The 20,637-nt window shown below is 65.8% G+C and carries 14 protein-coding genes and 1 riboswitch; of the genes, 4 read left to right on the top strand and 10 right to left on the bottom strand.

Annotated features, from left to right (window positions below):
• Positions 1-167 precede the first annotated feature (167 nt).
• Positions 168-3,338, top strand: a complete 3,171-nt coding sequence (locus C2U40_RS01185; protein ID WP_104467474.1) for a S41 family peptidase — start codon at positions 168-170, stop codon at positions 3,336-3,338.
• Positions 3,339-3,440: 102 nt separating this feature from the next.
• Here C2U40_RS01185 and C2U40_RS01180 read toward each other — a convergent pair whose 3' ends face one another.
• Together C2U40_RS01180 and C2U40_RS01175 are read right to left on the bottom strand one after the other, a co-directional pair.
• Complete coding sequence (locus tag C2U40_RS01180) at positions 3,441-4,784, bottom strand: zinc-dependent metalloprotease (protein ID WP_103827376.1); 1,344 nt, start codon at positions 4,782-4,784, stop codon at positions 3,441-3,443.
• A 20-nt stretch (positions 4,785-4,804) separates the two neighbouring features.
• A complete protein-coding gene (locus C2U40_RS01175; RefSeq protein WP_103827375.1) occupies positions 4,805-5,467 on the bottom strand; it encodes a hypothetical protein in 663 nt (220 codons plus the stop codon).
• 332 nt (positions 5,468-5,799) lie between these two features.
• Between C2U40_RS01175 and C2U40_RS01165 the strand changes: the two genes are divergently transcribed.
• Positions 5,800-7,995 (top strand): glycoside hydrolase, encoded by a 2,196-nt coding sequence (locus C2U40_RS01165; RefSeq protein WP_103827373.1) that lies wholly within the window; start codon positions 5,800-5,802, stop codon positions 7,993-7,995.
• 13 nt (positions 7,996-8,008) lie between these two features.
• On the opposite strand, the gene C2U40_RS01160 is transcribed toward C2U40_RS01165, so the two are convergent.
• Entirely contained in the window at positions 8,009-8,800 is a 792-nt protein-coding gene (locus C2U40_RS01160) for a substrate-binding periplasmic protein (protein ID WP_103827372.1), read from the bottom strand.
• A 76-nt stretch (positions 8,801-8,876) separates the two neighbouring features.
• Positions 8,877-10,724 carry a M3 family metallopeptidase gene (locus C2U40_RS01155; protein WP_103827371.1) on the bottom strand — a complete coding sequence of 616 codons (1,848 nt, stop codon included), beginning with the start codon at positions 10,722-10,724 and terminating at the stop codon, positions 8,877-8,879.
• 295 nt (positions 10,725-11,019) lie between these two features.
• Here C2U40_RS01155 and C2U40_RS01150 point away from each other — a divergent pair, with 295 nt between their 5' ends.
• Both C2U40_RS01150 and gbpA read left to right on the top strand, forming a co-directional pair.
• Positions 11,020-12,717 (top strand): methyl-accepting chemotaxis protein, encoded by a 1,698-nt coding sequence (locus tag C2U40_RS01150; protein ID WP_103827370.1) that lies wholly within the window; start codon positions 11,020-11,022, stop codon positions 12,715-12,717.
• A 265-nt stretch (positions 12,718-12,982) separates the two neighbouring features.
• Positions 12,983-13,068, top strand: a riboswitch (cyclic di-GMP riboswitch).
• Between the two features lie 62 nt (positions 13,069-13,130).
• Entirely contained in the window at positions 13,131-14,555 is a 1,425-nt protein-coding gene (gene gbpA / locus C2U40_RS01145) for an N-acetylglucosamine-binding protein GbpA (RefSeq protein WP_044799107.1), read from the top strand.
• Between the two features lie 72 nt (positions 14,556-14,627).
• Here the strand turns inward: gbpA and cbl are convergent, their stop codons facing one another.
• The 6 genes from cbl to C2U40_RS01115 all read right to left on the bottom strand — a co-directional run bounded on the left by cbl (position 14,628) and on the right by C2U40_RS01115 (position 20,487).
• Positions 14,628-15,575 carry an HTH-type transcriptional regulator Cbl gene (cbl, locus tag C2U40_RS01140; RefSeq protein WP_011704576.1) on the bottom strand — a complete coding sequence of 316 codons (948 nt, stop codon included), beginning with the start codon at positions 15,573-15,575 and terminating at the stop codon, positions 14,628-14,630.
• Between the two features lie 176 nt (positions 15,576-15,751).
• Entirely contained in the window at positions 15,752-16,819 is a 1,068-nt protein-coding gene (locus C2U40_RS01135) for a sulfate/molybdate ABC transporter ATP-binding protein (RefSeq protein ID WP_011704575.1), read from the bottom strand.
• A 22-nt stretch (positions 16,820-16,841) separates the two neighbouring features.
• A complete protein-coding gene (cysW, locus tag C2U40_RS01130) occupies positions 16,842-17,738 on the bottom strand; it encodes a sulfate ABC transporter permease subunit CysW (protein WP_024944616.1) in 897 nt (298 codons plus the stop codon).
• The gene (cysT, locus tag C2U40_RS01125; protein ID WP_005308571.1) at positions 17,735-18,574 is read right to left on the bottom strand and encodes a sulfate ABC transporter permease subunit CysT; all 840 of its coding nucleotides are present in this window, start codon (positions 18,572-18,574) and stop codon (positions 17,735-17,737) included. Before cysT ends, cysW begins: the two co-directional genes overlap by 4 nt.
• A 279-nt stretch (positions 18,575-18,853) precedes the next feature.
• On the bottom strand, positions 18,854-19,429 hold the full coding sequence (locus tag C2U40_RS01120; RefSeq protein WP_011704572.1) for an RBBP9/YdeN family alpha/beta hydrolase: 576 nt from the start codon (positions 19,427-19,429) through the stop codon (positions 18,854-18,856).
• A gap of 56 nt (positions 19,430-19,485) precedes the next feature.
• Positions 19,486-20,487: a sulfate ABC transporter substrate-binding protein gene (locus C2U40_RS01115; RefSeq protein ID WP_029304545.1), complete on the bottom strand. Its 1,002-nt coding sequence runs from the start codon at positions 20,485-20,487 to the stop codon at positions 19,486-19,488.
• Positions 20,488-20,637: the final 150 nt, after the last annotated feature.

Raw genomic sequence — 20,637 nt, 5'->3', positions numbered from 1 at the left:
GATCGCCATCAATACTCAATATATCCAGAGAAACATATCCCGCGTCATCTTTTATAGATTGTTACAATTAACTGCCAAAACAACGGGATAACCCCCCTATCTCGGGATAGTCCCGGGCGGGACATTGGGGGAAGATAAGGCGCTTTTCACCTCTCAGGAACCTCACGATGCGATACCGACTCTCCCTGCTGCTCCTGCTGCTCTGCTCCTCCCTGCAGGCGGCCGAGCCGCTCTGGCTGCGCGAGCCCTCCCTCTCCCCCGACGGCAAGCAGCTTGCCTTCACCTGGCAGGGCCGCGTCTACCTGAGCGCGGGGGATGGCGGCCCCGCCGTGCCCCTCACCGACGGCAACTACCTGAGCCAGCGCCCGCTCTGGTCGCCGGATGGCAAGCTCATAGCCTTTGCCGCCAACCTCTACGGCAACGAAGACGTGTTCGTGGTGCCGAGCCACGGCGGCGAGATGGTGCGGCTGACCCGGGATTCGCGCCCCGACCTGCCCCAGGCCTTCAGCGCCGACGGCACGCAGCTGCTGCTGAGCAGCCAGCGCCTCACCGACCCCGACGCCGATCACTTCGTGGCAGAAGGCTATCAGGCCGGCAACCTCTACTGGACGCCGGTTGCCGGCGGCCCGCTGACCCCGGCCCAGCCCCTGCCCGCCACCCTGGCCCGCCCCCACGGCAACCAGCTGGCCTACCAGATGCCGGGCATGGATCAGCCGTTTCGCAAGCACCAGCACTCGTTCGCGGTCTCCCGTCTGTGGCTGTTCGACGGCAAACAGCATCGCCAGCTGACTGAAGACAGGGTGGCCGCCAGCGATCCGGTCTGGGACGAGCAGGGCAAGCAGCTCTACTACCTGAGCGAGCGCAGCGGCGATTTCAACGTCTGGCAACGGGATCTGGCCAACGGCCAGGATCGCCAGCTCACCCACTTCAAGGGCCATCCGGTGCGCGGCCTCTCTGCCTCCCGCCAGGGGGATCTGGTCTGGTCCTGGCAGGGGGAGCTCTACCGCCTCGATGCCGGCAGCGACACCCCGCGCAAGCTCGTCATCCAGCCGCTGTTCGCCAAGGTACCGGCCGAGCAGAGCTGGCAGCCCGGCCCCGTCGACGAGGCCATCGCCCGCCAGGATGGGGAAGAGGTGATCCTGGTCAGCCAGGGGGATCTCTACGCGGTCGATACCCGGCGCGAGCGGGTACGCCAGCTCACCCGCCACCCCAGCGAGCAGTCGGCACCGCGCTATCTGGATAAAGAGCAGGAGCTCATCTACCTCTCCGAACAGGAGGGGCCGGCGGCGCTGTACCGCCTCAAGAAGGGGCAGCCGGACAAGCTGTTCAGCGACCCCGGCACCCTGACCGAGGAAAAACTGCTGGCCATCCCGGGCGCCGCCATCAGCGTACCGACCCTCTCCCCCGACGGCAAACAGCTCGCCTTCGTGGTGGACGGCCAGGCCATCCACCTGCTGGATCTGGCCAGCGGCAAGCAGCGCCAGCTGGTCGCCGCCGAGTTCAACCCCTCCCGTCACGCGGTGGAGCTGGCCTTTGCCCCCGATTCGCGCCACCTGGCGCTGACCATCCAGCCCGACTCCGCCCAGCAGGAGATCGCCGTCATCGATACCCGGGATGCCAAGGCCAAACCAGTCAACGTCAGTCTCAACGGCTATCGGGATGGCGATCCTGCCTGGAGTCAGGACGGCGGCATCCTCTACTGGCAATCCACCAAGTACGGGGTGCTGGGTGCCGATGGCGAGCCCCTCGGCGGCAGCCTGCTCGGCCTCTACAGCAGTCGCGCCGCCAAGAGTGACTTCATCGCCGAGCAGGCGCCGCCCAAGGCCGGTTACGGCTTCGAGGCTGACCGACTGGCCCACCGGGAGGCACTCCAGCTGCAGCCAGAGGGCCCCATCCTCGCCAGTCGCATCGTCGACGATCATCTGATCTATCTGGTGGAGGTGATGGACGCCAACGGCGAGAGCGAGATCAAGGGCTATGCCCAGGATCTGCGCAAGGGTGAAACCAAGCTGCTGTTTGCCGAGCAGCCGGGGCCGGCGCTGGCCAGCCTCAACCAGGATGCCAGCCTCGCCACCCTGGTGCGGGAGGGGGAAATCGCCCTCATCGATACCCGCTCCGGCGAGGCCAGCAGCCACCCCTTCAATCTGCTGATCACCGCCAGCTGGCAGGATCGGATGAGCGCCGCCTTCGACCAGATCACCCGTCTCACCCGGGACGAGTTCTACCGGGCCGACATGAACGGAGTGGACTGGGACGGCTATGTGGCCGCCTATCGCCGCCTGCTGCCCGGCATCAGCAACGATCGTGACTTCGGCAACCTGCTGGCGGAGCTGGCCGGCGAGCTCAATGTCTCCCACACCTGGGGCAGCGGTCCGGCCCCCTCCCTGCGCATGCCGGACGAGACTGCCAGCCTCGGCGGTTACTGGCGCGAGCGACAGGGGGCGGTCGAGCTCGACGCCCTGCTGGCCGGCGGCCCGCTGGAGCAGGAGACGGATCTGGCGCCAGGCGCCCGCCTGCTGGCCGTCAACGGCACCGAGCTGCACAGCCTCAACGAGCTGGATGCCCTGCTCAACCACCAGGCCGGCCAGCGGCTGGCGCTCACTGTGCTGCCCAAGGGGGCCAAGGAGCCCAGCCAGCTGGAGGTCACCGCCATCGACCTGCAGCAGGAGTATCAGTTGCAGCTCGATGGCTGGATCGCCAAGCGCCGCAGCCAGGTGGAACAGTTGAGTCAGGGGCGGGTCGGCTATGTCTATCTGCCGGAGATGAGCAGCGCCGTGTATGAGGAGGTGGTGGCCGACGCCCTCGGTCGCCAGCGCAACCGCGAGGCGCTGATCGTCGACGTGCGCTTCAACAAGGGGGGTTATCTGGCCAACACCCTGGTGGAGTTCCTGACCGGCAGCGGCAGCGCCCAGGGCATGGCCCGCAGCTGGCCACGCCTTGGCAAGGGGGAGACGGACGCCGCCACCCGCCAGTGGACCAAGCCCTCGGTGGTGCTGGTCAATGCGGGCAGCTACTCGGAAGGCTCGGCCTTTCCCCAGTACTACCGCACCCTCAAGGTGGGCCCCATCGTCGGCGAGCCGGTGCCGGGCACCGGCACCATGGTGTATGCCCACACCTCCAGGTTGATCCCGGGCCTTGCCTACGGCATCCCGACCCTGGGGCTGCGCAACCCCGACGGCACCCTGTACGAGAACCAGGAGCTGATCCCGGACGTGCAGGTGGCGCTGACCCCAGCCGACATGCTGGCGGGGCGCGATCCCCAGCTGGCAGCCGCAGTGCAGGCCGCCCTAGCCCAGCTGCCAACGAAAGCGAAACCCGCGGCCAAACGGGCTGACTGACGCAGGCCTGCAAAATAAGGAGCCGGCCGGGCTTGCCCGGTCGGCTCCTCTGACAGACAGACATCAAGGGCGCCCCGCCTGTTGCGGGGCGCCCTTGTTGCATCAGGCCGGCTGCGTCTCGGCCGGCTGGCGGGCCAGCGCCAGCTGATACCTGTGCTCGGCCAGCTCCAGCTCGCGGCGCGCCTCGTCCACCTTGCCGTCGGCGCTCTTCACTGCTGCCACCAGCTGGTTGTAGCGATCCCAGCTGCCGTTGTACTCGTTCACCTCGGCCTGGTAGCGTTGGCTGATCTCGTTGGACTGGCGAATGATGGCGTTGTTCTCATCGTGCAGCTGATCGATGCGGGCGCTCAGGCTCGCCTGGATGGCGCGGATCCGGCGATACTCTTCCGGGCCGTAGCTGCCGTTGTAGCTGTTGTGCTCGCGCACCAGCCGGTTGATCTCCTGCACCGTCTGGCGGTTGCGCTGGTTCAGCTGGTTCAGCTCGCGCTGGTAGCGATCAAAGTTGCCCTTGAGCGTCTGCTGGCGATCCTGCAGGGCGGTTCTGGCCGCCACCTGCTGGCTGTAGTGCTCCTGAGCCGCCGCCAAGTCCTGGCGCCGGGTCTCGAGGGAGCGTTCCAGCTCGCCCAGATCCGGCAGCGCTTCCGTCACCATGGTGGGGTAGAAAGCGGCGATCTGCGGCGTCGTCACCTTCAGCGCCCGCACCGCATCGGCACCGTTGGCCTGATCCCGGTAATCCACGCCGCACGGCTGCCCCTTGCAGACCAGATCCGGGCTGGAGAACTTGTACTCGTGGCTGTAGACCCCGAAGCTGGAGGGATAAGCCATCACGGTGGCGAAAGAACCCCGCACCCCGTGCCCCAACGCATAGTGATAAGTGCCCCCCGTGCCATCTTGCAGGCGGGAGTGGTTGAGCCCCATGTTGTGACCCAGCTCGTGCGCCAGCACCACGTCGCCACAGCCGGTGGCCGTGACATGGCTGAACATGCTGCCCGCATCCTGGGAGACATCCCCATCGGCATACGCCTTGCTGCCATCGGTATAGGTCGCGGAACCGCCAACCCAGGCCAGCCCGCAGCTGCCGTGGTCACCGGTCTGGGGGCGCATCAGCACCACCATGTCGGCGCCATAACGGGTGCGCAGGGTCGGAACCTGCTTGAAAGCCGGATCCTGCTGGTAGGTCACCGCGTTGAGCGCGGATTTGTCGGTGCCGCCATCCGGGTAATTGACCTGCTGGTCGTGCACGGCCCGCACCGTCAGATCCAGGCCGCTGGCGGCATAGATCTGGTTGGTGACGTTGATCATGTGCTGGATCCGGGTCTGGGCGTCCCCCTGATAGCGGGCCGCCAGCCCCGGGCTGTGCAGCACCATCAGGTCGATGGTTTCCGCCAGCACGGGGGTCGCCCCGAGCAATCCCGCAATCATGATCCCCAAAGTGGTTTTCTGCATGTGATCTTCCTTTTCTGTTGTTATTGGTGAGTCTGGATCAGGGCGTCATCGCCGCCATGACCCAGATCCAGCGGCGGGTTCTTGTAAACCCAGCCCTTGCCTCCCAGGGTCTCGACGGAGTAACTGCCTTGCGGCGTGCCGATGAACCCGAAAGTCGCTTGCTTGCCGACGGTGAAATTGACCGGATAGCTGTCACCGTCGACCCGAATTTCCCCCTGCCAGTTGCGCTCCCCGCCCCGCTGCAGCTCAACCTTGGTCACCCTGGCCTGCAGGGTGCTGCCGTCCGGCATTGGTAGGGCCACGCTGTCGCCCACCTGGGCCCGCTCCAGGTCGCTGCCCTGCAGGGCGATCGGCTGGGGTTGCTCGACCGCATCGCCGGGCTCCGCCAGCGGAAAGTCCGCATCCACCTCGGCCGCCTGCCAAGGGGTCTCCAGCTGCTGGCTGCCATCTTCCCGCAGCCGATCCGGCTTGGCGGGGGCTGCGACCAGCGCCGGCTTGAGCACGGGGGCAGGCATGGCGACGAGTGGCGCGAGCTCCGCCAGCGGGCCGCTATCCGCCGCGTGCTCCTCATCCCCTGCCGCCGCCTGGCCGGGCTCCACCGCTTGCGGCCACAGGTACCAGCCGATCACCCCGGCCAAGAGGGCGCACAACCCCAGCCAAGGCTTCCATTTCGCTTTCTTCATACTGATACTCCAGTCAAAAACAATCCTTATAAAACAATGAATTGCGTTAAAAGTGAGCAGGCATGCTAGAAACCGTCGAGCAGGCTGGCACCCCCCTATATGGGGCGTCGAAAAAATGGGCGCGGGAGGTTCACCCCCGCAGGATGAGTCGCACAAGCCAGTGCTGGCGGGGGCTGAGAGAGGGTTCGAATGATGCTTTTTTGCCGCATGAAAAAGGCTCCCAAAAGGGCTGGAATGAGGCCATTCACCCCATATGGGTTAAGCAGATTTGGCTGTACCGGGGGGCGGGCGTCGGCGTACCCTGATGGCATCAATCAGGTCAAGGATGTTGCATGAACGGTTTGCCGATACGGGCGCCAGCACTGGGCTGGCTGTTGATTTCACTGCTGGCGGCGCCGCTGGCCGCCGCCCCCCTGACACTGCAGGGCGAGACCCAGCGTTACCGCATCGATCCCGATACTCTGGCCATCTCGGTCAACCAGATCCCGGTCAGCGCGGGCCAGCCCGCCCGCCAGGTCGATCAGTTGCAACAAGGGGAGCAGCAGGCCAGCTGGCACTGGCCCGCCCAAGACGCCAGGGTGGAGGTCAAGCTGGATGGTGACGACCTCTTGCTGACGCTGGTCAGCGACAGTCCCCGTCAGCTGGCCTGGTTCAGCCTGCCGAAAAACCAGACCCACCTCTCCCTGGCCTTCGGCGAGGGCAGCCGCTTCTCGGTGCGCGACAGCGACTGGCTCGGCTATGTCGGCGACGAGCTGGCCGAGCTCAACACCCACTACGACCTCAAGCTGCCACTCTGGAGCCAGGATGCCGGCAAGCAGACCTACAGCTGGATCCTGCAGACCCCCTACGACAACCGGCTTCGCTTCAGCCGCCAGGGAGGCCGGCTGCAACTGAGCGCCAGCCATGAATTCAGCAGCTTCAACCAGCAGGCGCCCATGGTGGTGCGGCTGAGCGTGGGGGATGACTGGCTGGCTGGCGCCCGCCGCTACCGGACGTGGCTGCAGAGCGAGGGGGCCTGGCAGTCTCTGGCCGACAAGGTCGCCCGCATTCCCGCCGGGCGGCGGCTGATCGGCGCCAGCCATGTCTACCTGTGGGGCGATGCCCTGCTCGATCGGCAGGATGTGACGGCGTGGCCCGCGCTGCAGGCCAAGCTCCGGCAAAAGCCGGAGTGGTTGCAAGGCTTCAACAGCGAGGAGCGGGAGGCGCTGGCCGCCAAGGCGCCAGAACCCTGGCAGCAGGCGCTGATCATGGCGGGTCTCAACCGGCTGATTGCCGACCAGCTGCCGCTGCCTGCCCAGCAGGGCCCACAGGCCCAGAGCAAGGTGCTGGCCCTGCGCCAGCAGTGGGTCAAGAGCCAGTTCGGCGAGCAACTGGTGGCGCAGGAGCGCTGGGGCCAGGGGCTGTCGCTGCCGGTGATCGAGGCGCTGCAGCAGGCGGGACTGCGCAAGCTGTGGCTCGGCACCCCGCAGTGGACGGCAGCCCTGCAGCAGGGCTATGCCCTCACCGCCGCCCAGCGCCAGGGTTATCTGGTGGGCAGCTATGACTCCTACGATACCGCCATCGCGCCCGGCACCAACGACAGCTGGCTCACCGCCCAGCTGCCACCGGAGATCGGCAAGCGCTGTGCCATCGTCGAGGCCAACGGCAAGCCCAAGCCGGGCTTTGGTGGCGAGGGGGTCTATCTCAATCCGGGCTGCACCCTGCCGTTTGCCAAGAGCCGCATGAGCGAGCTGGCCAAGGCCAGCGGCATCAACAGCCTGTTCCTCGATGTGGACGGCACCGCCATGGCCTCCAACGATTACAACCCGGCCCACCAACAGGGCAGCCAGGCGATGATCGCCGACCGCAACGCCCGCATGAGCTGGGTGGGTGAGCGGCTCGGGCTGGTGCTGGGCTCGGAGGATGGCAACGCCCTCACCAGCAAGCCGCTGCTGTTTGCCCACGGCATCCAGAGCTGGGGCTTTGGCTGGACCGATGCCGCCATGCGCAAGCAGGCCAAGTCCCCCTACTACCTCGGCAAGTGGTGGCCGGACGAGGCACCGCAGGTCTTCTTCCAGCCCGCCCGCCTCAAGCCGCGCTATTTGAAGACGGTGTTCAACCCGGCAGATCGGCTGCCCCTCTATCAGGCGGTGTTCCACGACTCCGTGCTCAACAGCCACCACTGGCTGCTGGACAACCTGAAATTCCCGGGCATCAAGGAGGAGCGCGCCCTGCTCGGCCTGCTCTACAACACGCCGCCGCTGGTCAACCTGAGTCGCAGCACGCTGGCGAGCCGGCTGCCGGAGCTGGTGAGGCTCGACAGCCAGTTCGGCCCGCTGCACGAGGCGCTGTGGGACAAGGCACTGGTGGGCTTTCGCTGGCGTGACGGGGTGGGCCGGGTGCAGGAGACCCGCTTCTCCGACGGCAGCCGGCTGGTGGCCAACTTCGGCCACAGCTCCATCATGATCGACGGCCACAAGCTGCCGGGCCGCCAGCTGCTGGTGGCGCTCAAGGACAAGCCGGTCAGCGTGCTGAAGATCCAGGGCTGAGCCGGGGCCGCCATCAGGAGGGGGTCGCCCCGCTGGCCGGGGCGGGCGGCAATGCATGGAGGTTGAGCCAGCGCCGGCGCAGCGCCTCCAGCGAGCCATCCTGGCGCATCTGGTCGAGGGCCCGCTGCAGAGCCTGCACCTTGGTCGGCTCCGTCGCCAGGTTGAGGGCGAAGTAGTACTGCTCGCCGTCGTCATAGACGAACAGCGGGGTAAGCGCCGCCAAGCCGTGGCCCAGCTGGTGCATGTGAAAGGCGGCCCCCAGATCCAGCGCCGTCACCAGATCCACCCGGCCGCGCAGCAGCATGCGAAACTTGTCCTCCTCGCTGTTGACGCTGACCGGCGCCAGCCCCTGGCGGATCAGCTGCTGGGCCGAGGCCGAATTGCGCACCACGGCGATCCGGTAGTGGCTCGCCTCCTGCAGGCTGCGGGGCTGGATGTCGGTGCGCGAGCTCAGCCGCCACACCCTGATGGTGCGCGGCCCGACCGGCCCCACCCACTGGAACTGCTGTTCCCGCTCCGGGGTGCGCGCCACCGAGAAGAGGATGCTGCCCGCCTGATAGCGGGCATTCTGATAGGCCCGTGCCCAGGGCTGCAGCTGGATGTCACCGCGCAGCGTCAGGCCGCTGCGCGCCAGCAGGGTATGCAGCAGATCCACCGAGAAACCGCTCACCGGCTGACCGGCCAGCTGATAGTTGTAAGGGGGCATCTGCTCGGTCAGCGCCTGCAGTGCCCGGGCCGGCTTCGCCAGCCCTCCCGTCAGCAGCAGCGTGACCAGAAGCCACCGCCACCGCGCTGTTGTTCCCACCCTCGACTCCTTCCCATGAAAACAGACCCCTGCCGCGGCAGGGGTCTGACATAACGCATGTTCACCGGCTTGCGCCTCAGTGGCTGGTCACCGGCTCCTGGTAGTGGTCGCGGATCCAGCGCTCGAAGTCGGCCAGCATGGCCGCTTCGGAGCCGCTATTGTCGGCGATAAGCTGGTCGCCGTGAACCACCCGGATGCGGGCATTGAGCGGCTCACCCTCGCCGACCGGCGGACGCTGGCGGGCCGCCGCCATGCAGGCCTCTGCCTGCTGCCACGCCTCGGCCACGCTCTGGTTGCAGGCCCGGGCCAGCGGGCCGGCGCTGAAGCCCTTGCCGGTCAGGCTCTGCAGCGTCTCGTCATGGGTCATGCCGTTGCCCGGCCCCCAGTAGTGGGCAGCCAGATCCGGCCCGATGCGCGGGTTGTCGGTGAGGTAACCGTCGCGTTTGAGGAAGTAGACGCGGGTCTGCTCCACCGCCATCAGCGCCAGCAGATAGCCGTGATAGGCACAGGCCGACTCCTGGTTGAGCAGGTGCGGGATCGCCAGCAGCGGACGCGGGCTCTCCACCCCCAGGATCTGGCGCTCCCAGCGGCGGGCCAGTGCCAACACGGCGGCCGGGGTGCGTTCGGCCTCGTCCATGGCGTAGAGATCCCGCTCGAAATAGGCTACCAGCGCGATCTGGCGCTCGTTGAAGGCGCGAAACGGCTGGCGCGCCTCGATCATCGCCTTGATCAGCGCATCGGGGATCGGCTCCCCCGCCGCGTTTCTGGCGTAGCGCTTGAGCCAGTCAGCGTCGTCCAGCAGGCTGTCGCAGAACATCGACTGGGTCTCGGCATAGGCCATGGAGGTGGGCGGGAACTCCTGGGAGAAGCAGGGGGCGTTGCCGGTGACATTGGCAAAGTGCGCCGCGTGGCCGCCCTCGTGGAACAGGGTGTTGAGTCCGCTCCAGCCGCTGCCCACCTGGGCCGGGTTGGCCAGGCTGGTGAAGTTGACCACCGCCGGCACCCACTCCCCCTCCTGCCAGAAGCTCGGCACCGGGCCGTGGCAGAAGCCGTTCTCGTATTTCCCCTCCCGGGTCAGCAGATCCAGGGTGAGGGTGGCGCCGCGGTACTGGATGCCGAGCCGGCGAAAGCTCTCGACCCAGTCCTGCAGCGCCCGCGAGAAGGGCACGTAAGGGTCGAGCTGGCGGGTCACGTCGCCACTCACGCTGTAGCGCAGGTTGTGGGGCAGCAGGGCCGCCTCCCCCTTGGCCGCTTTCAGCTCGGCCAGGCTCTGGTGCAGCCGCTGCTCGGTGCCGGCGATGAAGTCGTCGAGAATGGCGAACAGCTGCGCCGGGCTCATCTGCTCGTTCTTGTGCACCTTGTAGTCGAAGTAGTCGCGATAACCCATGGCACGGGCGAAGCGGTTGCGCAGCGCGACGATGGCCAGATAGCCGTTGTCGACCACCCACTGCTCCAGGGTGTGGAACATGGCGAGCGCGCTGTGGCGCACCGCCTCGTCGCTACTGGCGGCCAGCGCCGTGCTGGCGGCGGGCAGGCTGCCGGCCACCTGCCGGCCCTGCTCGTCCAGCAAGGTCAGCTTCAGCTCCCGGCGGCGGGCAAACAGCGCAGCCTCGGCGGCCACCAGCTCGTCCATCAGGGCGGAGGCCTGAGGATCCTCGATGACGTTGCACTCGAAGAAGGCGATCCAGCCCCCCAGACCGCGCTTGAGCTCGGTCTCCTCGGCCTGGGCCTGCATCTGCCGCAACACCGGCAGGCGCGCCGGATCGGCGCAGAACGCCTTGTAAGCCTGCTCGGCGGCGGTGAAGCCGGCCTGATCGTCGCTGGTGCCCATGTAGGTGGACCAGAACAGATCCTCCTTGCGCCTGTGTACCTGCAGGTAGTCGGCGTTGAGCTGGTTGAGATAATTCCTGGCAATGGAACTCATAACTTCCCTCTTGTTATGGGGCGGCCGCGAGGGCGCCCACTCCTTTTTGGTGAAATGCCAACACATTCACATTTTCTGCAAATTGAGCAGACAAATAGTGCGCCGGGATGCGCGCAACCACGCTACCAAAAGCGAGGGTTTCTGTCTGCTGGCTATACTGATTGTCAAATTGCTCAATTGGCATTTTATGGGCCCAAGCCATTGAAAGTTAATTAAATGTTAATAACAAAATAATCCGGGCCAGCCAACGGACTGGCCACCACCAGACCCGCACGGGAAAGTTAAGGAAGAGACTATGTTCAAGCTCGGTGATATTGCCGTGAGCCGCAAATTGATGCTGTTGCTCTCACTGGCGCTGATCGGTTTCATCGCACTGCTGCTCATCTCGGCCAGTGCCCTGCATCGCAACCTGATGAGTGAACGGGAAGCCAGGCTGCAGGCCGTGCTGGATCTCGCCATGAGCCGGATCCAGACGCTGGCGGCCACCCTGCCCGCCCCCCAGGCCCAGGCCGAAGCCAAGGCCATGCTCAACAGCATGCGTTTTGACGGCGACAACTACCTGTTCGTGCTGGACGAGAACCGCCGGATGGTGGTGCACCCCGTCAGGCCCGAGCTGGTCGGCCAGCAGATGGGCGAGAGCGGCACCGCCACCGCCGGCGTCCACTGGCAGCAGATGGTGGCTCTCGGCAAGGGGGGCCACAGCGGCCGGCTGGAATACAAGTGGATCTCCCCCTCCGGCGAAGCGGCCCAGAAGATGTCGCTGGTGGCCGGTTATCAGCCCTGGGGCTGGATCCTCGGCTCCGGTGTGTTGCTGCAGGACATCCAGGCCACCATCTGGTCCCAGTATCAGCTGATGGGGGGCGCGACCTTGCTGGTGACCCTGCTGATGGGGCTGCTGGGCTTTGCCATCAGCCGCTCCATCGTCAACCCGCTGGCCGAGATCAACCGGGCCATGCAACAGGTGGCCGCCGGCGATCTGGTGGTGAGCATCCCGGTGCACGGCGAGGATGAGCTGGGGGCCGTCGCCAGCTGCACCAATCAGGGGCTCGACGCCATTCGCCGCGCCCTGCTGGAGGCAAGCCAGGGGGCCCGCAACGTGGCGGATGCCGCCCTGCGCATCGCCGCCTCCGCCGAGCAGACCAACCAGGCGGTCAACAGCCAGCGGGATCAGCTGGCCCAGCTCGCCACCGCCATGAACGAGATGAGCGCCACCATCTCCGACGTGGCGGGCCACGCCGAGAACACCGCCCGCGACACCCAGGACGCCACCAGCGAAGCCGGCCTCGGCAACCGTGATGTGCACGCCAGCGTGCACGGCATCCAGGCACTGGCCACCGAGGTGGAACAGGCTACCCTGCAAGTCAACCAGCTCAAGGAGGGGGTGATGCAGATAAGCGAGGTGACGGCGGTCATCAGCGCCATCTCGGAACAGACCAACCTGCTGGCCCTCAACGCCGCCATCGAGGCGGCCCGCGCCGGCGAGCAGGGCCGCGGGTTTGCCGTGGTGGCCGACGAGGTACGCCAGCTGGCCAGCCGCACCCGCCAGTCCACCGAGGAGATCCAGAGCACCATAGCCCAGTTGCAACAGCGGGCGGTGACCGCCGCCAGCGCCATGGACGCCAGCCGCAAGCTGGCGGAGAGCAGCGTCAGCCAGTCGGAGAAGGCGGGCCAGGATCTCTCCCTCATCGTCAACCATATCCAGCACGTCAGCGACATGGCGACCCAGATAGCGACCGCGGCGGAGCAGCAGAGCATGGTGGCAGAGGATATGAACCGCAACGTCAGCGGTATCAACGACTCGGCGCTGGAGATGTCCCAGTCCGCCTCCCAGCTGGCCCAGGAGAGCGAGCTGCTGGCCGGGCTTTCGCGCAGCCTGGACGAGCGGCTGGCGGTATTCAAGCTCGGCAGCGCCATCGACCAGCAGCTGGAGCAGCGGCTCGCCCCTCTGCATCAGCAGGTGCGCCCGGCTGAACGCCCCCGCGCTCGCCACTGATCCGTCCTGCCCTGTCGCAGCGCACGCCCCCGTCAGCCCGGCTGACGGGGGCGTTCTTCATTGATGAAAAATGTGGATTTTTTGCATCTTGTCGACCAGTTCGACGACATTGATGCGGCGGCGTTCAGTTAACCACCATTTAAAAACAAACAGTTAAGTGTTTGCTCTACTCCGATGAGGTCAAGCTGTAAAGATTTACACTTAATTATTTAATCAAAAATAGCCATGATGGGTTGTCGCCAAACGCGACACCATGACCCTTTATGTAGTCATTTGGCAAACTGGTTGAAAGGCCAGGACGCAAAGCCTCCGGTCTAAAGACATGTCGTCCAGGATAGCGGGGTTGCCACATCGTGCTTCGGGGAACTCCCCCTGCCAACTTGACTGCCCACATCTGTCGAACAGAGGAATGTATGGCAGCAAAAATCCAACTCAATCACGTCGCTGCGACGCTGGCCCTGCTGGTCAGTGGCAGCGTGCTCGCCCACGGCTACATCAGCCAGCCGGAATCACGCAACTACCTGTGCAAGACCGGCGGCAACAGCCAGTGCGGCGCGGTGCAATGGGAGCCCCAGAGCGTGGAAGGCCCCTCCGGCTTCCCGCAGGCCGGCCCGCCCGATGGCCAGATCGCCTCGGCCGGCAGTGCCAGCTGGCGCGAGCTGAACGCCCAGACCAGCGACCGCTGGACCCGCCGCGAGGTACAGGCCGGCCCCTTCGCCATCAGCTGGACCTTCACCGCCAACCACGTCACCCGCAACTGGCGCTACTACCTCACCAAGCAGGACTGGAACCCGAACCAGCCGCTGACCCGCGCCGCCTTCGAGCTCACCCCCTTCTGTGTGGTGGACGGCAACATGACCCAGCCGCCCAAGCAGGTCACCCACCAGTGCAATCTGCCCCAGCGCACCGGCTATCAGGTGATCCTGGGGGTGTGGGAAGTGGGGGACACCAGCAACAGCTTCTATAACGTGATCGATGCCAACTTCAAGGGCGGCACCCAGCCGCCGCTGGCCTGGAGCCAGGGCGGCACCATCTATCCGTCCACCGAACTGGCGGTCGGCGACAAGGCCAGAACCCTGGTGTTCGACGCCAACGGCGTGCGCCCCGATCTGCAGACCGAGCTGACCATCGCCAGCCCGGAGCAGGGCCAGAAGAACAACTGGACCCACGCCCTGGCGAGCAAGATCAATGCAGAGCAGAGCCAGATCCGCGCCGGCCAGCAGAGCGGCGAAGGCCAGTTCAACCCCGTTTACGGCCAGAACCCGGTCTACTTCAAGGCGGGCAGCGCGCTGGAGCGAGTCGAGATCCAGCTCGAGCAACAGCAGCCGCCGGTGAGCAACGGCGTCAGCGTGAGCGGCCTGGAGAGCGACTATCTGCTCGACGAGGGCAAGCTTACCCTCAACTTTACCGTGGCCGCCGAGGGCGATCTGACCGTCACCAACACCCTGTATGATCACGGTGGCGCCGCCAAGGGGCAGACCAGCGCCGACATCAAGGACAGCACCCACAGCTTCACCATGCCGCTCACCGGGCTCAGCGCCGGTCACCACCAGCTGGTGATCGAGGGCAAACCCAAGGCCGGTGGCGATGCGGTGCAGCAGACCCTGGATCTGATGCTCAAGGATCCGGCCGCCGGCGGTGACTACCAGTTCACCTTCCCGGACGGGCTCAAGTCCTACACCGACGGCACCAAGGTGCTGCAGCCCAAGAACGGCAAGGTCTACCAGTGCAAGCCCTTCCCCTATCGCGGCTGGTGCAGCCAGTGGTCGGCCAGTGCCACCCAGTATGAACCCGGCGTCGGCACCAATTGGCAGGATGCCTGGATCCAGGTGAACTGAGCCGCAGGCACAGCATGACACCCTCAACAAAACGGGGAGCCACTGGCTCCCCGTTTTCTCTGATGCACCACCTCAGATCTGGAAATCGATGGCCGCCTCGCTGCCCATGGCGCGGGCCTGAATGTCCGCCAGCGCCAGCTCAGGGTTGCAGAGCTGGATGAACTGCCAAGCGAAGTTGTGCTGGAACTGCCCCTGCTTGAGACCGATCCAGGCGGTGTGGGGCGCGAACAGCCGGCTGCCGTCCAGCTGCACCAGCCCCTTGTCGCGCTGGGTGTCGAACGCCATGTCAGCGAGAATACCCACCCCCATCTCCAGCTCGACATAGGTCTTGATGACGTCGGAGTCCTGCGCGGTCAGCAGGATCTGCGGAGCGATGCCGGCCTCGGCAAACGCCTCGTCCACCCGCGCCCGCCCGGTCAGGCCGGCCTGATAGGTGATGATGGGCCAGTGCGCCAGCGCCGCCAGGGTCAGCTCCCGCTCGGCGGTGAGCGGATGCTGCTCCGGCACCACTATGTTGTGGTGCCAGCGGTAGTAGGGAAACGCCACCACCCCTTCGCTCTTGTCGAGCTGCTCGCTGCTGATGCCGATGTCCACCTCGCCGGTCTGCACCAACCGCACTATCTCCTCCGGACTGCCCTGGCGCAGCTCCAGCTGCACCAGCGGGAACTGCTCGCGAAACGCCTTCACCACCCGCGGCAGGGCATAACGGGCCTGGGTATGGGTGGTCGCCACCAGCAGCCGGCCCGACTCGCGGTTGGCGAAGGTGCTGGCCAGCTTGCGGATGTTGTTGGCGTCGTTGAGGATGCGCTCGGCGATCACCAGCAGCTCCTTGCCCGGCTCGGTCATGCCGAGCAGCCGCTTGCCGTAGCGGATGAACAACTCGATCCCCAGCTCCTCTTCCAGCTCGCGGATATGGCGGCTGACCCCGGACTGGGAGGTAAACAGGGCATTGGCCACCTCGGTCAGGTTGTAATCCCGCCGTGCCGCCTCCCGGATAATTCGCAACTGCTGAAAATTCACGTCATCGCCTCCTGCGCTGACCGGCCGGTCGGGGCCTTCCCCGCCGCCTTGTTGTTATCTTGTCTGGCCGCCCGAGCCTGAACTCTGAGCGCCATACTGACGCTGTTGTATCCCTGGCGGGCAGACCCCGCCATGGTCACGCGGCTTGCCTGCGCGGCCCGCCAGGGGCCTGCCACTCAAATCTGGTAATCCGGGTAGAGCTGGGCCTGTTTGGCCACCAGCCGCACTCCCTGGCCCGGGCTGAAGGCGCGGGCCGCCTCCTTGCTCAGCTCGGCTTCGAAGTGTGCACCGTTTGTATCCCCATTGCCACGCAGTTCCACCCGGATGCGCGGCCCCATGGGCAGCAGGCGGGTGATGGTGGCACTGATGCCGCCCGGCGCATCCGCCGGCAGTATCTCCAGCTCGTGGGGACGCACATAGGCGACGGCCGCGCTGCCCTCCGCCAGCTGGGAGCTGATGGGTCCGCCCAGCAGCTGCTCGCCGATGCCGAGCCCCTGCCCGGCCACCCGGCCGCGAAACAGGTTCACGCTGCCGAGGAAGCTGTGTACGAAGGAGCTGGCGGGCTGGTCGTAGACCTCGGCCGGGGTGCCGATCTGCTCGACCTTGCCGGCGTTCATCAGCACCACCCGGTCCGCCACCTCCAGCGCCTCCTCCTGATCGTGGGTGACGAACAGGCTGGTGACGTGCAGCTCGTCGTGCAGCTCACGCAACCAGCGGCGCAGCTCCTTGCGCACCTGGGCGTCGAGGGCGCCGAAGGGCTCGTCCAGCAGCAGCACCTTGGGCTGCACCGCCAGCGCGCGGGCCAGCGCGACCCGCTGGCGCTGACCGCCGGAGAGCTGGGTCGGGTAGCGCGCGGCCACGTGGCTGAGCTGCACCAGATCCAGCAGCTCCTTGACCCGGGCGCGGATCGCCGCCTCGGCCGGTCGCTCGCTGCGCGGCTTGACCCTAAGGCCAAACGCCACGTTCTCGAACACCGTCATGTGACGAAACAGGGCGTAGTGCTGGAACACAAAGCCGACGTTGCGCTCGCGTACGTGCAGATCCGAGGCATCCTCACCGCGGATGATCACGCTGCCGCTGTCGGCCTGCTCCAGCCCGGCGATGATCCGCAGCAAGGTGGTCTTGCCGCAGCCGGAGGGGCCGAGCAGCGCCACCAGCTCACCGTCGTGAAAGTCGAGGTTGATGTCGGCCAGCGCCGCGTACTGGTTGAAATGCTTGTTGAGTCCTTGTACCTGAATGCTCATGGCAGCCTCTTGAATTCGGTGATCAGTGAGAGTGAGTGGGCTGGGCACGCAGCCGGGCCAGCAGGGTTTCCCCCAGCAGGGTGAAGATCCCGAACAGGGCCAACAGGCTGGCCACCGCGAAGGCGGCGCCAGTCTGGTACTCGTTGTAGAGGATCTCGATGTGCAGCGGCAGGGTGTTGGTCTGACCGCGAATGTGGCCGGAGACCACCGAGACGGCGCCGAACTCCCCCACCGCCCGGGCGGTACAGAGCAGCAGGCCGTACATCAGGCTCCAGCGGATGCCGGGCAGGGTGACCCGCCAGAACATCTGCAGGCCGCTCGCCCCCAGCATGATGGCCGCCTCTTCCTCTTCCGGGCCTCGCGCCTCCATCTGGGGCAGCAGCTCGCGCACCACGAAGGGCACGGTGATGAAGGTGGTGGCCAGGATGATGCCGGGGGTGGCGAAGATCACCTTGATGTCGTGCTCGCTCAGCCATTCGCCGAACCAGCCGCGACTGCCGAACATCAGCACGAACATCAGCCCTGCGATCACCGGCGACACGGAGAACGGCAGATCGATGATGGTGATGAGCAACTGCCGGCCCGGGAAGCGGAAACGGGCGATGGCCCAGGCCGCGGCGATCCCGAACAGCAGGTTGAGAGGCACCGAGCAGAGGGTCACCAGGGCGGTGAGGCCGAGGGCACTGAGGGCGTCCGGCTCGCTGATGGCGTGCCAGAAGAAGGCCAAGCCAGGGCTCAGCGCCTGGATGAAGACGGTGGCCAGCGGCAGCAGCAGCAGGGCGGCAAACCAGCCGAGACCGACCGTGATCAGCAGCCACTTGACCCAGACCGGCTCGCGGATGACGGGTGGCTGGCGCACCGAAGTGGTCGGCGCCGCCTCGCCCGTGGCCAGCGCCAGGCTTGCGTTGGATGCATTCATATCCGGCTCCCTCCGATACGGGCCCAGCTCCAGGCCTGCAACTTGTTGATAAGCAGTAACAAAATGAAAGAGATCAGCAGCATGACCACGGCGATGGCGGAGGCGCCGGCGTAGTCGTACTCCTCCAGGTGGCTCATGATCATCAGCGGCGCGATCTCCGACACCATCGGCAGGTTGCCGGCAATGAAGATGACGGAGCCGTACTCCCCCACCGCCCGCGCGAAGGCCAAGGCAAAGCCGGTCAGCAGGGCCGGCACCAGGGTCGGCCACAGCACCCGGATGAAGGTCTGCCAACGATCGGCGCCCAGGCTGGCGGCGGCCTCCTCCTGCTCGGTCTCGGCTTCCCGCAGCACCGGCTGCAGGGTGCGCACCACGAACGGCAGCCCGATGAAGGTGAGCGCGATCACCACCCCGATGGGGTTGTAGGCGAGTTCGATGCCAAACGGAGCGACCCACTGCCCGATCCAGCCATTCGGGGCGAAGATGGCGCACAGGGCGATGCCGGAGACGGCGGTGGGCATGGCGAACGGCAGGTCGATCAGGGCATCCACCAGTCGACGACCGGGGAAGGTGTAGCGCACCAGCACCCAGGCCAGGATCAGGCCGAACAGGGCGTTGAGCAGCGCCGCCACCAGGGCGGCCCCGAAGCTCAGACGAAAGGAGGCGAGCACCCGCGGCGAACCTATCACCTGCCAGAACTCGGCCAGGGTCAGATTGTTCACCGCGAACAGCACCAGCGCCGAGAGCGGCAGCAGCACCAGCACGCCCAGATAGAGCAGGCTGAAGCCGAGGGTCGGGCCGAAGCCCGGCAGCACGGAGTAAGAACCAAATCGCATAACGCATCCGTTTGTTATGAAAAACATTAGATACAGCGATTCTGCGCATTCCTGTTTGGGGCAACAAACACCAATAACGCCTTTGCTAAGCACTTTTTTGTCTAACAGCGGCGGACAAGGCTTTTAGAGCCATAAAATGAAAAAAAGGTCTTTTATATAAATAAAAGACCTAAAAATGGAGCGTCGTGCAATGTACCAAGCTATCCAAATCAAACTGTCGTGGTGTCGGGTGCCTGCCCTCCTTCTCTGTTCCAAACCTCTGTGATCAACGCTCGCCACTCAGCGAAAACTCAAGGCTGCCCGCCGCTCCCACACCGCCGGCGTCGGCTCCACCACCATCTCGGCCCGCCGATAGAGGGTGCCGAGCAGGTTGAGCCCCTGGTTCCACTCACCGTGGCCGGACTGGGCATTGATGTGGCCCACCTCACCGGCATCGAACAGCGGCACCTGCCACTGGCGACTCCAGTACTCGGCCCGCTCAAAACTCATCCAGGGATCGTTGCGGCTGGCCACCAGCTGGGCCGACACCTTGAGCGACCCTGCCAGCAGCTCGTCTGGCAAGCCGAAGCGGGCCGGATCCGCCGGCGCCACGATGAACAGCGAGGCCACCTTGTCGGGCTGCTGGCGCGCCGCCGTGATGGCCGCCAGCGCGCCGAAGGAGTGAGCCACCAGATGGGCCCGGCCACGCCGGCTGCGCAGCTTGCTCGCCAGCTTGGCGCTCCAGACCGTGAGGTCAGGCCGATCCCACGGCAGGCCCACCATCCGCTGCCAGTGGGGGAAGTATTGGTGCCAGCGGCTCTGCCAGTGATCCGGCCCACTGTTGTGCAGACCGGGAACCAGGAGGATCTTGTTCATCTTGGTGCTCCTATCAGCTGGCACAGGGGCCAGTTAAGTGGGCGATGGCCGGCCGCTTAGCGACCCGGCTGGTAGATCTGGTCAAACAGGGCACCCTGGGCGAAGTGCTTCTTCTGCGCCTTGTCCCAATCCCCTTCCAGATCCTTGACGGTGAACAGCGCCAGTTGCGGGAACTGGGCCGCGGTCTCCTTCAGGATCGCCGGGTTGCTGGGGCGGTAGTGATATTTGGCGATGATGCGCTGCCCCTCGTCGGAGTAGAGGTAGTCGAGGTAAGCCTTAGCCACCGCCTCGGTGCCGTGCTTCTTGGCCACCTTGTCCACCACCGCCACCGGCGGCTCGGCCAGGATGGAGACCGACGGCACCACCAGTTCGAACTTGTCGCTATTGCCGGGCTGACCCAGCACCAGCAGGGCTTCGTTCTCCCAGGCCAGCAGCACGTCGCCGAGGCCGCGCTCGATGAAGCTGGTGGTGGCACCGCGGGCGCCGGAATCCAGCACCTTCACGTTCTTGTAGAGATCGCCGACGAACTGCTTGGCCCCCTCCTCGCTGCCGCTCTTCTTCAGGGCATAGCCCCAGGCAGCCAGATAGTTCCAGCGTGCCCCGCCGGAGGTCTTGGGGTTGGGGGTGACGATGGCCACGTCCTTGCGCACCAGATCATCCCAGTCCTTGATCTGTTTGGGATTGTCCTTTCTCACCAGGAACACGATGGTGGAGGTATAGGGCGCCGCATTGTTGGCCAGCCGGCTCTGCCAGTCGGCAGCGATCAGCCCCTGCTTGGCCACGGCATCGACGTCGTAGGCCAGCGCCAGCGACACCACGTCCGCCTCCAGCCCGTCCACCACGGCGCGCGCCTGCTTGCCGGAGCCGCCATGGGACTGGCTGACCACCACGTCGTCACCGGTCTTCGCCTTCCACTCCTTGGCGAAGGCGCCGTTGTACTCCTGGAACAGTTCGCGAGTCGGATCGTAGGAGACGTTGAGTAAACGGATCTCGGCGGCATTGGCCTGACCGAGGGCCAGCAGGGAGAGCAGGGTCAGGGCGGTCATTCGCAGTTTCATGGGGATACTCCATATCTCGTTGGGTTGAATGCAGCATGCCGCGGGCTTGTTATGCCGAGAACCAAGAAATAACGCTTTGCTTATCTCATTTGCTCATATCAGGAGGCCACAGGCGCCATTCGCGCACTCTGTGAGCCAGGCCGCGCTGGC

It is taken from the genome of Aeromonas sp. ASNIH4, from assembly GCF_002934425.1.
In the GTDB taxonomy this organism is placed as follows: domain Bacteria; phylum Pseudomonadota; class Gammaproteobacteria; order Enterobacterales; family Aeromonadaceae; genus Aeromonas; species Aeromonas hydrophila.
Note: the sequence above shows the minus strand (reverse complement) of the source record. Positions and strands in the feature narration are given on the sequence as shown.